This is a genomic window from Mesorhizobium sp. f-mel (assembly GCF_053850215.1).
In genome coordinates, this window is sequence record NZ_JBSPTO010000026.1 from 55,038 (window position 1) to 68,287 (window position 13,250).

12 protein-coding genes are annotated in these 13,250 nt (G+C 62.1%); 1 reads left to right on the top strand and 11 read right to left on the bottom strand.

The features are described from left to right. Positions 1-2: 2 nt before the first annotated feature. The 9 genes from nirD to ACWUKX_RS24785 form a co-directional block, all read right to left on the bottom strand. A complete protein-coding gene (nirD, locus tag ACWUKX_RS24745; RefSeq protein WP_029347662.1) occupies positions 3-332 on the bottom strand; it encodes a nitrite reductase small subunit NirD in 330 nt (109 codons plus the stop codon). A gap of 63 nt (positions 333-395) precedes the next feature. Continuing rightward, positions 396-2,846: a nitrite reductase large subunit NirB gene (gene nirB / locus ACWUKX_RS24750; protein ID WP_456009478.1), complete on the bottom strand. Its 2,451-nt coding sequence runs from the start codon at positions 2,844-2,846 to the stop codon at positions 396-398. A gap of 19 nt (positions 2,847-2,865) precedes the next feature. Continuing rightward, the gene (locus tag ACWUKX_RS24755; protein WP_456009498.1) at positions 2,866-4,107 is read right to left on the bottom strand and encodes an MFS transporter; all 1,242 of its coding nucleotides are present in this window, start codon (positions 4,105-4,107) and stop codon (positions 2,866-2,868) included. A 115-nt stretch (positions 4,108-4,222) separates the two neighbouring features. Continuing rightward, on the bottom strand, positions 4,223-4,414 hold the full coding sequence (locus ACWUKX_RS24760) for a hypothetical protein (RefSeq protein ID WP_456009480.1): 192 nt from the start codon (positions 4,412-4,414) through the stop codon (positions 4,223-4,225). A 396-nt stretch (positions 4,415-4,810) separates the two neighbouring features. Beyond that, the gene (locus ACWUKX_RS24765; protein WP_456009481.1) at positions 4,811-5,608 is read right to left on the bottom strand and encodes an ABC transporter ATP-binding protein; all 798 of its coding nucleotides are present in this window, start codon (positions 5,606-5,608) and stop codon (positions 4,811-4,813) included. A 10-nt stretch (positions 5,609-5,618) separates the two neighbouring features. After that, positions 5,619-6,515, bottom strand: coding sequence for a nitrate ABC transporter permease (ntrB, locus tag ACWUKX_RS24770; RefSeq protein ID WP_065006158.1), 897 nt, complete (start codon positions 6,513-6,515; stop codon positions 5,619-5,621). A 66-nt stretch (positions 6,516-6,581) separates the two neighbouring features. Next, the gene (locus tag ACWUKX_RS24775) at positions 6,582-7,898 is read right to left on the bottom strand and encodes a CmpA/NrtA family ABC transporter substrate-binding protein (protein ID WP_456009482.1); all 1,317 of its coding nucleotides are present in this window, start codon (positions 7,896-7,898) and stop codon (positions 6,582-6,584) included. A 352-nt stretch (positions 7,899-8,250) separates the two neighbouring features. Next, positions 8,251-9,489 carry a CmpA/NrtA family ABC transporter substrate-binding protein gene (locus ACWUKX_RS24780; RefSeq protein ID WP_456009483.1) on the bottom strand — a complete coding sequence of 413 codons (1,239 nt, stop codon included), beginning with the start codon at positions 9,487-9,489 and terminating at the stop codon, positions 8,251-8,253. Between the two features lie 2 nt (positions 9,490-9,491). Continuing rightward, positions 9,492-10,091 carry an ANTAR domain-containing response regulator gene (locus ACWUKX_RS24785; RefSeq protein ID WP_127210752.1) on the bottom strand — a complete coding sequence of 200 codons (600 nt, stop codon included), beginning with the start codon at positions 10,089-10,091 and terminating at the stop codon, positions 9,492-9,494. A gap of 846 nt (positions 10,092-10,937) precedes the next feature. Here ACWUKX_RS24785 and ACWUKX_RS24790 point away from each other — a divergent pair. Beyond that, complete coding sequence (locus tag ACWUKX_RS24790; protein WP_456009484.1) at positions 10,938-11,159, top strand: Arm DNA-binding domain-containing protein; 222 nt, start codon at positions 10,938-10,940, stop codon at positions 11,157-11,159. A gap of 860 nt (positions 11,160-12,019) precedes the next feature. Here ACWUKX_RS24790 and ACWUKX_RS24795 read toward each other — a convergent pair. Together ACWUKX_RS24795 and ACWUKX_RS24800 are read right to left on the bottom strand one after the other, a co-directional pair. Next, a complete protein-coding gene (locus ACWUKX_RS24795) occupies positions 12,020-12,241 on the bottom strand; it encodes a hypothetical protein (protein WP_456009485.1) in 222 nt (73 codons plus the stop codon). A gap of 495 nt (positions 12,242-12,736) precedes the next feature. Next, positions 12,737-13,111 (bottom strand): PRC-barrel domain-containing protein, encoded by a 375-nt coding sequence (locus tag ACWUKX_RS24800; protein WP_287106893.1) that lies wholly within the window; start codon positions 13,109-13,111, stop codon positions 12,737-12,739. Positions 13,112-13,250 lie beyond the last annotated feature (139 nt).

A 13,250-nucleotide genomic window follows, 5' to 3' on the forward strand; every position in this document is an offset into this window, starting at 1 on the left:
GCTCAGGCCGCGCGGCTGGCCAGCGCTTCCAGCGCAATGAACAGACGCTCGCCCTCGATGCGCACCGGGATGGTGCGCACCGCGCCTTCGTCGGCGCCGAGCGCCTTGCCAGTCTCCAGCGAGATCACCCAATTGTGCAAGGGGCAGGTCACGGCCGCGCCATGGACGATGCCCTGGCTCAGCGGCCCGCCCTTGTGCGGGCAATGGTCCTCGATGGCGAAGACCTGGTCCTCCGCCGTGCGGAAGACGGCGACCTTGCCTTGAGGCGTGGCGACGCAGCGCGCGCCGCGGCGCGGGATATCTGAGAGGGAGCCGATTGATACCCAGTTCATCTGCCTCATCCTTTGCGCGTGTTCTTAACCGAAAACCGGTTTCCACTTTTCGGGAACACGCGCCTACTCCGCCGCCTGCGCAAAGCCGACCGAAGCCATCGGCCGGAACTCGTGCTTGTCCTTGCCGGAAACGCGTTCCGACCACGGGTCGACCTGCGCGAATTTCTGCGAAAAGACGAAGCGGTCGAAATAGGCCTTGCGCTTCTCGCCATCGTCCATGATCTGGCGCTTGATCTCGGCAACGCCGATGCGCTTGGCCCATTTGTAGATGCGCTCGAGATAGCGGCCCTGTTCGCGATACATCTGCGTCAGCGCCACGATATGCTCCAGCGCCTCGTCTTCGGTCTTGACCAGGCCGAGCACCTCGGTGCCCTTAATGTCGAGGCCGGCGGCACCGGCGAAATGGATCTCGTAGCCTGATTCGACGCAGATCACGCCGACATCCTTGCAGGTTGCTTCCGCACAGTTCCTAGGACAGCCCGAGACCGCCATCTTGACCTTGGCGGGCGTCCATGACCCCCACATGAATTTTTCGATGCGGACGCCGAATCCCGTCGAATCCTGCGTGCCGAAGCGGCACCAGTCCGAACCGACGCAGGTCTTCACCGTGCGCAATCCCTTGGCATAGGCGTGACCGGAGACGAAGCCGGCCTGGCCGAGATCGGCCCACACCGCAGGCAGGTCTTCCTTGCGGATCCCCAGCATGTCGATGCGCTGCCCGCCGGTGACCTTGACCATCGGGATCTCGAACTTGTCTACGACGTCGGCAATGGCGCGCAGTTCGGCGGCATTCGTGACGCCACCCCACATGCGCGGCACCACCGAATAGGTGCCGTCCTTCTGGATGTTGGCGTGGACGCGCTCGTTGATGAAGCGCGACTGGTAGTCGTCGGCATACTCGTCCGGCCAGTCGCAGACGAGATAGTAATTGAGCGCCGGCCGGCATTTGGCGCAGCCGCAGGAGGTGGTCCATTCCAGTTCCTGCATGACGGCGGGAATGGTCTTCAGGCTCTTGGCCTTGATCAGCCGACGGACTTCGTCATGGCCGAGCGTGGTGCAGCCGCACATCGGTTGCACGGCCGCCGGATTGTATTTGTCGCCGATGGTCAGCACCATCAGCTTCTCGACCAGACCGGTGCAGGAGCCGCAGGAAGCGGAAGCCTTGGTGTGGGCACGCACGTCGTCGAGCGAGGTCAGGCCCTTGGCCGTGATCGCGCCGCTGATCTTTCCCTTGCAAACGCCGTTGCAGCCGCAGATTTCCGCATCATCCGGCAAGGCTGCAACGGCCGCCATAGGGTCCAGGGAGGCGCCTCCCTGGTATGACTGGCCGAAGATAAGCGTGTCGCGCATTTGCGATATGTCGGTCTGCTTCTTCTTGAGGTCGTTGAACCAGGCACCGTCCGCCGTCTCGCCGTAGAGCACGGTGCCGATGATGCGGTCATCCCTGAGCACCAACCGCTTGTAGACGCCGGCGGCGGCATCGCGCAGCACAATCTCCTGGCGATCCTCGCCCTCGGCGAAGTCGCCGAGCGAGAACAATTCGATACCGGTGACCTTGAGCTTGGTCGGCGTGTCCGAATGGACGAAGGCAGCAGCCTCGTTGCCGGCAAGCTGGCTGGCGGCGACGCGCGCCATCTCGTAGAGGGGTGCTACCAGCCCGTAGACCTGGCCGTTGACCTCGGCGCATTCGCCGAGCGCGTAGATGTCGGGATCGTTGCTGCGCATGCCGGCGTCGACGACGATACCGCGATTGACCGCAATGCCTGCTTCCTTAGCCAGCGCCGCATTCGGCCTGATGCCCACCGCCATGACGACCAGCGTCGCCGGAATTGTAGTTCCGTCGGCGAGCTCCACCTGCTCGACCCTGCCCTTGCCCGTGATCGCCTGAGTGTTGGCCTTGGTGATGACCTTGATACCGCGCTGCTCGACAGCGCGCTGCAGCAGATAGCCAGCGGCCGGATCGAGCTGGCGCTCCATCAGCGTCGGCATGACATGCAGCACGGTGACGTCCATGCCTTGCGAGTTCAAGCCCGCCGCCGCTTCCAGCCCGAGCAGGCCGCCGCCGATGACCACGGCCTTGGCCCGCGACTGGGCGGCAAGCATCATGGCCCGGACGTCGTCGAGATCGCGATAGGTGAGCACGCCCGGCAGGTCATGGCCAGGCACCGGAATGATGAACGGCACCGAGCCGGTGGCGATGACGAGCTTGTCGTAGGGCTCGGTCACGCCGTGATCGGAGGTGACGGTCTTTGCCTGCCGGTCGATGGCGACGATCTTGTGGCCCTTGTAGAGGGTGATCCCGTGCTTGATGTACCAGCCGTCGCCATGGATGATGATCTCCTCATAATCCTTTTCGCCTGACAGAACCGGCGACAGCATGATGCGGTCGTAGTTCACGCGCGGCTCGGCGTTGAAGATGGTGACCTGGTAGAGGTCCGGCGCCTTTTCCAGCAGGTGCTCAAGCATGCGCCCGGGGGCCATGCCGTTGCCGATGATGACGAGTTTTTCGGTCATGTCCTGATCCACTCCGGTCTCACTCAGCCGCGTAGGAAAGGCCTGAAGCTTCGGCGGCGGCCGCGCGCTCCATCCGCCGGATGCTGAGGTGCATCCAGGCAAAGCAGGTGGCGACGATGACGAAGAGCAGCATGAAGCAGCTCGACCAGACGCCGGTGAGGTCGTTGAGTGCGCCGAAGGCGATTGGCAGGATAAAGCCGCCGAGCCCGCCAATCATGCCGACAACGCCGCCGACCGCGCCGACACTCTGCGGGTAGTAAGCCGGGATGTGCTTGTAGACGGCGGCCTTGCCAAGGCTCATGAAGAAGCCGAGCACGCAGGCAACGGCTATGAAGGCGAGCGGGCCGATCTCGAAATGGAAGGCGATCGGCCCGCTGACGCCGCGCACGACGTAGTCTGCCGAGGGGAGAGACAGAACGAGAGTCGCGACGGCACTGACCGCGAAGGTCCAGTAGAGCACGGTGCGGGCGCCGATCCGGTCGGAAAGCACGCCGCCATAGGCGCGGAAGATACTTGCAGGGATCGAATAGGCCGCGCCGATCATGCCGGCGGTCGCGATGCCGAAGCCGTAGACGCCGATCAGGTAGCGCGGCAACCACAGCGACAGCGCCACGAATGCACCGAAGGCGAAGAAATAATAGAAGGCGAAGCGCCAGACCTGCACGTTCTTGAGCGGCGCGAATTCCTGCAAGAAGCTTCTCGCGGGCGCTGCCTTGCCGGCGCGGCGCTCGCGGATGACCGGATCGTCGCCGGTCGTGAACCAGAAGACGGCGGCCATGACGACGAGTGCTGCCGCCCAGATCAGCGCGACCGACTGCCAGCCCCAGGAGAGAAGCACGAACGGTGCCAGGAACTTGGTGACCGCGGCGCCGACATTGCCGACACCGAAAATGCCAAGCGCCGTGCCCTGCTTGCCGGCCGGGAAGAAGCGCGAGACATAGGCGACACCGACGGCGAAGGAACCACCGGCGAGCCCAACGCCTAACGCGGCGACCAGCATCTGTCCGTAGGTGTGCGCAAAAGCGAGCAGGAAGGTCGCGACCGCCGCCGCAAGCATGGTCGCGGTGTATACCAGCCGTCCGCCAAAACGGTCGGTCCAGACACCGAGCACCATGCGCACGAGCGAACCGGTGAGGATCGGCGTGCCGACCAGCAGGCCGAACTCCGTCTCGTTCAGCCCAAGGTCCTGCTTTATGCGCACGCCGATGATTGAAAATATCGTCCACACCGCGAAGCAGACGGTGAAGGCGATGGTGGACATCACAAGCGCCTGCCGGGGAGCATTGTCCTGGCTGGGCGCGGCTGGGAGATTTGCGGTCAACGTCTGGCTCCGGTTTGCGGCGTGGGAGGCACCGCGGATGTTTGTGGGTGAATGATCAGCGGCGCGACATCGGTGCGTGCAACGAGACCGGGCTCGCCACGGTCAGGTCCTTGCTTTCCGTCTTCGCGCCGACGGGAAACAGCAGGAGCGCGGCGGTGAACAGCGCCGCAGTCAGCGCGCTGCTGGCCAGAAAATCGCGGCGCGTGAAGTCCGCGAGGGACGCGCCAGTTCCGATCCGTTTAGTCATTGTCGTCTCCGGTTGGGCGCCGCTGGGACCAGCGCCGTCGATCGCGTAAAAACAAAAAAGCCGCCGGTCAGGTCTTTGCGCGTCCGTCCATCCGGGATCGCGTATTGACCTGAGCGGCAGCTTTGCCTGTGGCGCCCGCCATTGGACGCCGTGTCACTTGGCCCTTGCGGACCTACATTCTGAAAAGCAGGAAGCGTGCCAATTCGACAGCGCTCCAGATTATCGAATGAAATCAATGTGAACCGCAGCCGCGCGATTTTTGACCAGCCCGGCGGCGGATCAAAGATTAGTCAGAATGCCTTGCACAGCAGCATAATATTTGTGCAATGCGGTAGATTGCCCATTGCCGATGCAGATTGCCAATTGTAGATGATGATGCGTTTTTCGGTCATGACCTTACTCCGCGGCTTCGACGAACCGGTGGCGTTCGTAGAGGAACTTCAGCACCGCCTCGCGGCAGCGCAGGAAGGTCCGGTCGGAGGAAAGCTCGATGCGGCGGCGCGGCCGGGCCAGCGGCACGGCAAGCACCTCGCCGATGGTCGCCGCTGGACCGTTGGTCATCATGACGATGCGATCGGACAACAGCACCGCCTCGTCGACATCGTGCGTTATCATGATCGTCGTCGAGCCAAGCCTCGAATGGATATCCATCACCGCATCCTGCAGATGGGCGCGCGTCAGAGCGTCGAGCGCACCGAAGGGCTCGTCGAGCAGCAGGATCTTCGGCTCCATGGCCAGCGCGCGGGCGATGCCGACGCGCTGCTTCATGCCGCCCGATATCTCGGCGGGCCGCTTGTCCCTGGCATGCGCCATCTGCACGAGGTCGAGATTGCGCATGATCCAGTCGTGCCGTTCGGCCCGGCTCCTGGTGCGGCCGAAGATCTTAGACACCGCCAGGTTGATGTTCTCGTAGACGGTGAGCCACGGCAAAAGGCTGTGGTTCTGGAACACCACGGCGCGCTCGGGTCCGGGGCTGTCGACCTCCTTGTCCTCGAGCAGCACGGCGCCGGCTGAGACTCTGGTCAGCCCGGCGATCAGGTTGAGCAAGGTCGACTTGCCGCAGCCGGAATGGCCGATAATCGAGACGAATTCGCCCTTGTCGATGGTCAGCCGGATGTCATTCAGCACCTCGCTGACCTGGCCGCCGCGGGTGAAGGATTTGTCGATATGGTCGAGTTTCAGATAGGCCGTCATTGCCCTCTCCTCACTTTGCCGTTGTGCCGCGGGTGACGAAGGCGCCGACCGCCGCGACAAGGCGATCGAGGCAAAAGCCGGTGATGCCGATATAGGCGAGCGCAACGATGATGTCGGGCAGCCGCGACGAGTTCCAGGCATCCCAGATGAAGAAGCCGATTCCGACGCCGCCTGTCAGCATTTCGGCGGCGACGATGGCAAGCCAGGACAAACCGATGCCGATGCGCAGGCCGGTGAAGATGTAAGGCGCCGCGGCCGGCACCATGATCTTCACGAAGAACTCGAGCTGGTTGAGCCTGAGGATGCGGGAGACGTTGCGATAATCCTCTGGAATGTTGCGGACGCCGACGGCGGTGTTGATGATCACCGGCCAGATCGAGGTGATGAAGATGACGAAGATCGCCGATGGGCTGGAATCGCGGAAGGCGGCCAGCGACAGCGGCAGCCAGGCGAGCGGCGGCACGGTGCGCAGGATCTGGAACACAGGGTCGAGGCCGCGCATCGCCCAGATCGACTGGCCGACCAGCGCGCCGAGCGCAACGCCGACGATTGCAGCCAGGCCGAAGCCGATGGCGACGCGCTGCAGCGAGATCAGCACCCGCCAGGCCAGTCCGATATCCTGCGGACCATAATCGAAGAACGGATGGGCGATCAGATCGTAGGCCTCGTTCCATACCTGGCTGGGTGGCGGCAAGCTGGCGTTGGGCGAGGAGCAGGCGATCTGCCAGATGACGAGCATGACGACGATGACGACTGCCGGCGGCACCAGCGTGCTTGCCAGCTTGCCGGCGATCGCGGCGGGATCGAAGCGGCGCCTCACCTTGGCGGTGAAAGCTATGACCTCTGCGGGCTTGGCAGGCGTAGGGAACGCCTTCACCTTCGCGTCCTCGATGGCTTGGATAGACATTTTCGCAAAAAGCTCCTTGAGCATTGGAGTGACAGGCGGCGCCACTGGCGCCGCTTGCCGGCGACGTCAGGCCGATGCCTTGATCTTCAGGCTGTCGAGATAGGCGGACGGATTGGCCGGATCGAAGATCTTGCCGTCGAAGAAGGTCTCGACGCCGCGCGATGAAGACGCCGGGATGTCGGCCGCAGCGACGCCGAGGTCCTTGGCCGCCTCGCGCCACAGATCCTCGCGGTTGACTTGATCGACCAGCGCCCTGATGTCAGTGGTCGCTGCGAATTTGCCCCAGCGGATGTTTTCGGCGAGGAACCAGCTGTCGTGGCTCTTGAATGGATAGGACACGCCGCCCCTCCAGAACTTCATGTAGAGGTCGGTGCCGGTGGCGACGCGGTCATTGCCGTAGTTGATGTCGCCCTTGAGGCGACCGATGATGTCGGCGGTCGGCACGTTCATCCATTGCCGCTTGCCGATGATGGCCGCCATCTCGTCCTTGTTTTCCATGGCTTCGCACCATTGCTGGGCTTCCATGACGGCCATCAGGATCGCCTTGGTGGCGTTCGGGTTCTTGTCAATGAAGGCGGCGCGCAGGCCGAGCGCCTTTTCCGGATGGCCTTTCCAGAGTTCGCCTGTCGTGGTGGCGGTGAAGCCGACACCCTGATGGACGAGTTGCTCGTTCCAAGGCTCGCCGACGCAGAACACGTCCATATTGCCAACCTTCATGTTGGCGACCATTTGCGGCGGCGGCACGACGATGGTCGAGACATCCTTGTCGGGATCGATGCCGCCGGCAGCCAGCCAGTAGCGCAACCAGAGATCATGAGTGCCGCCCGGGAAGGTCATGGCGGCCTTCACCTCTTTGCCCTCGGCCTTCTTGGCCGCGAAGGCGTCCTTCAGCTTGGAGGCATCGAGGCCGACGCCGGTGCCGGCATATTCCTGCGCGACGGAAATCGCCTGGCAGTCGTAGTTGAGCCGCGCCACGATCGCCATCGGCATCGGCTGGTTGTTCTGCGTCACCTTGCCGGTATGCATCAGGTAAGGCATCGGCGTCAGGATATGGGCGCCGTCGATGCCGTTGGCTTCGCCGCCGAGCATCAGATTGTCGCGTGTCGCGCCCCAGGAGGCCTGCTTGAGCACCTCGACATCGGGCATGCCGAATTTTTCGAACAGGCCCTTCTCCTTGGCGATCATCAGCGGCGCTGCATCGGTCAGCGCGATGAAGCCTAGCTTGGCGCCGGTGACTTCCGGCGCTGCCGTCGCCGCATAGGCGCCGGACGGCAGCAGCGCGCGTGCCGCCGCCAGCGTTGCCGCGGTGGCCGCGCTCATCATCAGGAAATCGCGGCGCGTTACACCCTTGAGGGCGGATTGGGTTTTGATGCGTTTCGTCATCGTCATCTCCGGTTGGGCGCGGCTTGGGATCTGCGCCGTCGATTGCGTCTTCGACCAAACAATAAAAGCCGCCGGCCAGGCCGCTGCGTCCGTTGATCCGGATCGCGTGTGACCTGAGCGGCAGCTTTGCCTGTGGCGCCCGCCATTGGACGCCGTGTTCCGTGGCCTGAAGGCCTATGGTTTACTATGCAGGAACCGTGCCAGCTGGAAGAAGCGGCGGATTAAGCAATAAAAACAATCGAGCGCGTGGGCGCGAAGGCTGGAGCACCGGATTGTCGATGCTAAACGGCAGTCACGTTCATTGTGCAGTAGCACAAATATTGTGCAGTGCACGATAGTGCGCAAGGAATGCTCAACTCGTCGGCATCGCCCAGTCGCGGATAGCGAGATAGTCGTCGATCCTGTCGGGATCGAAGATGCGGCCGTCGAAGAAACCATCCGGCCCGAGGACGAGGCTGGCGCCGGCCGAGCCCACCGGGGTGGCAGCGGTCAGGGCACCCTCGACCTTGGCGTTGGCTCCCGGCAGGGCGACGCCGAGCGGCTTCAACGCGGCGCGATAGAGGTCGGGCCGGTAGGTGTCGCGCGCGAGCGCCATGGGGGCAGCGCTGTGCTTGATCTGCCCCCAACGGACCATCTGCGTGTAGAACCACAGCGCATGGCTCTTCCAGGGGAAATTCGCCGCCTTGCCGAAAGGCAGAAAGAAGTCCTCGACGGTCAGTTCCGCGCCGCCGCCCAGCGCAAGATGTCCAGTCAGGATCGGCATCTGCAACGCCGGCGAAACGCCGAGGAAGGAAGGCTGCGCCATCAGCGCGGCCAGTTCGCCGCGGTTTGCCGGATCCTGGCACCAGCGCGCAGCGTGATGGAGCGCGCGCAGCAGGGCTGAAAGGGCTTCGGGGTGTTTTTCGGCCCAGGCCTTGCGCACGCCGACGACTTTTTCGGGGCTGGTCTTCCAGATAGCGGCCTTGACCGTGGCGATATGGCCGGTGCCGGCGACAACCGAGACGCTGTTCCAGGGTTCGCCGGCGCAGTAGCCGTCGATCCTGCCGGCGGCGAGTGCGTCGGCCATGAAGGGCGGCGGCACGATGACGATTTCTATTTCGCGCGACGGATCGATGCCGCAGGCCGCGAGCCAGTAGCGCAGTTCGAAATTGTGTCCGGAGTGCGGATGCACGACCGCAAAGCGCAGCGCGTCGCGACCGGCATTTGCCCGTTCACGGATCAGCGCTCCCAAGGCCTTGCCGGCTCGCGCCGGATCGAGGTCGGGCAAGGCGCCGTGCGCGGCCATGCCCGCCCAGACCACGTTCGAAACCGTGACGCAATTGCCGCCCAGTCCCAGCGAGAACGGCACGATCGTATCGGAGGCGAGTGGCGTGAGCCCCAGATTGCAGGCGATCGGCATCGGCCCCAGCATATGCGCCAGATCGAAATGCCCGATCGCGATGCGGTCGCGGATGTTGGCCCAGGATGTCTCGCGACTGAGCGTCAGGTCGACGCCTTCGCGCGCGGCAAAGCCGATCTCGCGCGCTGCGACAAGAACCGCGCTGTCGAAGAGCGGTATGAAACCGGCATTGATCTGGTGTTCGGCCGCCATGCTCAACTCTCTCCGGGATCCAGAAGGCCTGCCGCCGTCACTAGGCTCTGCGCGATTTCGCTGATCTTGCGGTTCTGGTTCATGGCGGTCTTGCGCAGAAGCGTGTAGGCCGCGTCCTCCGACAGGCCGCGCGACCTCATAAGGATGCCCTTGGCGCGGTCGATGACCTTGCGGTCCTCCAATTCACTGCGGGCTTCTTCCAGTTCGCGCGCCATCCGCGAGAACGCGTTGAAGCGGCTGATCGCCATATCGAGGATCGGCTTGACGCGCTCCTGGCGCAGCCCGTCGACGACATAGGCGGAGACCCCCGCTGCCACCGCAGCTTCGATCGAAGCCTGATCCGACCGATCGACAAACATGGCGATCGGCCGCTTCACGACGCGCGACAGCTGGAACATGTTTTCAAGCATGTCGCGATTGGGATTTTCGAGGTCGATGACGATTACGTCCGGTTCGATCTCGGCGATGCGCCGCGCTATTCCGGCAACGTCGTGAACGACCGTGACCTGCTCATGCCCGGCCTCCCGCAATCCCGCCTCAATGATGGAGGCGCGGATGTGGTTTTCGTCGATCACCAGGACGGTGAGGGATTTCCGGATCATGCCGCATTTTGCGCACGCCGCGCGATTGTGCAATGCGGCATGTTGAGAATTGACGCAGTTATCGCTTCGGGGACTGCCCTATGTTCGCGGAGCTGACCCGTTAAGCTTCTTTAAATACCATTCGTAGGGTCTACTTTGCTTTTCTATCGCCTGCGCTATCTTTCAGTTTGCGAACCTTGTCTCGCTGGCTAGAAGATTGGAGGTTTCCATGGATCGGCGATCATTTTTGACAGGAATGTTTGGCATTGCTGGGGCAGCAGCCCTTGCGAGCGCAGTTCGGCCTATCAACGCGGTAGCCGGCGTACCGGGCGCCCGAAGCGGCATCCTTGATGAACTCGACGCGCCGGACACGGAAGCCTTCGAGGACGAAGATACTCAAGCGGAGCCGGTCCGCCATCGGCGGTGGCACCGCAGGCGGCGGCGCCGGCGGCGCGCTTGGAGAAGGATCTGTCGTCGTGTCTGGCGAAATGGCCGTCCGCGCAGACGGTGCTTTCGCAGGCGTGTTTGGGTTTGGGCCTGGTATTATTAGCAGTTAGTCTGCTGAAAACCCCGGTGATTGCCGGGGTTTTCAGCTTCAGGCTAGCCGAAATACAGCGAAATTCTTCCGGGGACCCGCCCGAGTTGTCGGCCTGCGAGTGATAGGCAGGCCTACAACGACTAATTTTCCCAAGAGAAAAATGGTGGAGCCAATCGGAATCGAACCGACGACCTCTTGAATGCCATTCATAAGGCCTGAGTTTCGTTCTGTTTCCGTTCGTTGCACCCTGTTTCCATGTTTTTCAACGCAAATCAGCTACGGTGTTTCCGACTGTACCGCGCTGTTTCCTTTTTGGGGGTGCCCTGGGGGTGCCCAAGCGCAAAAATCAGGTTGCGGAAATGGCCCACGGCGAAAGCGCTGTCAAAATCACCAAACGGACCGTTGACGCCATCAAGGCCAACGGGACCGACTTCTATGTTTTCGATAGTGAGTTGATCGGCTTCGGCATCCGCGTTCGGTCCACCGGGGCAATGTCCTACATCGTGCGATATCGCGCCGGCTCGGGACGCAGCGCGCCGTCAAGCGCGTGACCATAGCCAAGGTCGGCAAGGTGACGCCCGATCAAGCCCGCGACGTTGCCGATATAACCCGCGTCGCCGAAATCAGGGAAGGGCGGCTCAGCTAATATTGCCGTATGGATGCGAAGCCCGCCGGTTCGCTCTGGCGGGTTGTTCCATGGGTTGCCTCCAAACTGGCCCCGCTCGTGACCAGTGGCAGCGCGGCACAGATCGAGGACTATGTTTTTGGTTTGGGGGATTAGCCGTGGCGAAAATATGGACCTTGATGGCCTTGTGCACAGTTGCCGGGTGCTCTGGATCCGGCCTTGGAATGCCTGGCTCGCCGGCATGGTTTGCGACCACACCACAAGCAGAACAGGCATCCTATTTCCGCACCCGCTGCGTATCCTACGGCTTCAGCCCAGACACGCCGGCCATGGCGCAATGCATCCAGAACGAATCCTTGTCGTCACGCGGCAGGGCGACGGCCCGGTCGAACGCCGCTTTTGCGAACATGGCCGCAAGCCAGCCTAAGACCACCACCTGCAACCGGTTCGGCAATACAGTCAACTGCACAACGTACTGACCGAACCTACCCTTTTGAACCTTTTGAGGGTTCGCCGTCTGGCCGTTTTCGAAATAATTCAGAGCGCGCCAGATGCGGATTGCCGCCGAACCAGCACCGGATTAACCGCTTTCCAGTTAAGTTTGTTTCGGGTGCGAAACGAGGCAAATCAGGCGGATAAGGGAATTTAAAGACTGAACGCCCGTTCCGTTAGGTCCGCCATCAGCTCTCAGCGACCATCCCAACGGGCTTTCGGTCATGGCTCGTCAAGGTGCCAGCCTTGGGCCTTATCAGCCCCGGCTTTAGAAAACTGCCCCCCGTCGCTCCGCTACCCTCCGCTACCAGCCCAAATGCTTAACTTGGAAAGCTCGGCAATGTCGCCATAGATCATCGAACCTTTGACGAGAAAACACTTGTCTCCGAGGACTTCGTAGAGTGAGCTTGACGCGGTGCAAACCGGCAGGTTCTTGGAATTGGCGTACGTCCCGAGGTTCGCGGTTTCGACCTTGCGGTCCGCAGCTTCGGCATAGCTGACGCTGATCGCGAGCATAGCGATAGCAAGGTGGCTCGAGGATAGGCAAGGTCGTGACATGCATCAAAATAGCACCGGCCTTAATGGGCTTCGTCCATCGATTGGATGACGCGGGCTCATCTATATGACCTCGCGCTTGACGAAGCCGCCGACCGCGCTTCGATCGCCTGTTGGCCAAGCCAAACCGCGAAATTGGCCAGAAGGTTCCCGTAATTCGGGTTGCTTTAAAGAAACATTCGGCCTCGCTCTGCGTTCGGCTCTATGGAGCTGCCCTATGAGCGAGGATGTAAATTGACGAGAGCCTCACTCTCAACTGCCTGAAATCAATCCGCCGGACGGACCAGCTATGGCCGGATGGTGGTACGTCTACCCGTGTCGTTTGGTTGGCAATGAAGCAATTTGGTCTCAACGAGTACCCGTACGGCCTCGGCCATATAATCGTGCGCCGGCTCGATCCCATGGAGTCGAGCTGATCAGCCGGTCCGCTAGTCCATCGGCCTGCTACAGCGTGGCCTATATCCAGTACGGCCGGATTCCATAGTAGTCGTAAACGCGGCGGCCACTCTCGGCATCCCAGTCGAAATCCTGGTCGCGAGCATAGCGCGGAGCGCCTTCGACTTGCTCCTTCGTGATGTCGATACGGAAGCCTCCAAGGCTCTCGTCATAATCGAGCTTCTGCCACGGCAGCGGATAGTAGTCGTCGCCAATTCCAAGAAATCCACCGAAACTGAGAACGGCATAGGATACCCTGCCGCCTCTCTTCTCAAGGATCAGCCTTTCGACTTGTCCGATGTGATTTCCCTGGATGTCGTAGACGTTGGTGCCGACGACCATGTCGCTGGCGATAAGGTCGTGGGTCTCACGAATGTCGGGGTCTTTGTTTGTCATGGTTTGCTCCTTCCCGTCGGTTATGGAGCAAAACGGGTCCGTGCCCGCGAGGTTCCAGGGAACTTGTGCAGATCAGCGAGCGCGCTTATCGCCCAGCGACTTTGTTTAGCCCTCTGATAGCGACGAACTTTTTCCAGAT

Excerpts from the sequence above, each read along its gene's own strand:
- ACWUKX_RS24780 (WP_456009483.1), bottom strand. The coding sequence starts at position 9,489 with ATGGCGGCCGAACACCAGATCAATGCCGGTTTCATACCGCTCTTCGAC.
- ACWUKX_RS24795 (WP_456009485.1), bottom strand. The coding sequence starts at position 12,241 with ATGCTCGCGATCAGCGTCAGCTATGCCGAAGCTGCGGACCGCAAGGTC.
- nirB (WP_456009478.1), bottom strand. The coding sequence starts at position 2,846 with ATGACCGAAAAACTCGTCATCATCGGCAACGGCATGGCCCCCGGGCGC.
- ACWUKX_RS24775 (WP_456009482.1), bottom strand. The coding sequence starts at position 7,898 with ATGACGAAACGCATCAAAACCCAATCCGCCCTCAAGGGTGTAACGCGC.
- ACWUKX_RS24765 (WP_456009481.1), bottom strand. The coding sequence starts at position 5,608 with ATGACGGCCTATCTGAAACTCGACCATATCGACAAATCCTTCACCCGC.
- ACWUKX_RS24785 (WP_127210752.1), bottom strand. The coding sequence starts at position 10,091 with ATGATCCGGAAATCCCTCACCGTCCTGGTGATCGACGAAAACCACATC.
- ACWUKX_RS24755 (WP_456009498.1), bottom strand. The coding sequence starts at position 4,107 with ATGTCCACCATCGCCTTCACCGTCTGCTTCGCGGTGTGGACGATATTT.
- nirD (WP_029347662.1), bottom strand. The coding sequence starts at position 332 with ATGAACTGGGTATCAATCGGCTCCCTCTCAGATATCCCGCGCCGCGGC.
- ACWUKX_RS24760 (WP_456009480.1), bottom strand. The coding sequence starts at position 4,414 with ATGACTAAACGGATCGGAACTGGCGCGTCCCTCGCGGACTTCACGCGC.
- ACWUKX_RS24800 (WP_287106893.1), bottom strand. The coding sequence starts at position 13,111 with ATGACAAACAAAGACCCCGACATTCGTGAGACCCACGACCTTATCGCC.
- ntrB (WP_065006158.1), bottom strand. The coding sequence starts at position 6,515 with ATGTCTATCCAAGCCATCGAGGACGCGAAGGTGAAGGCGTTCCCTACG.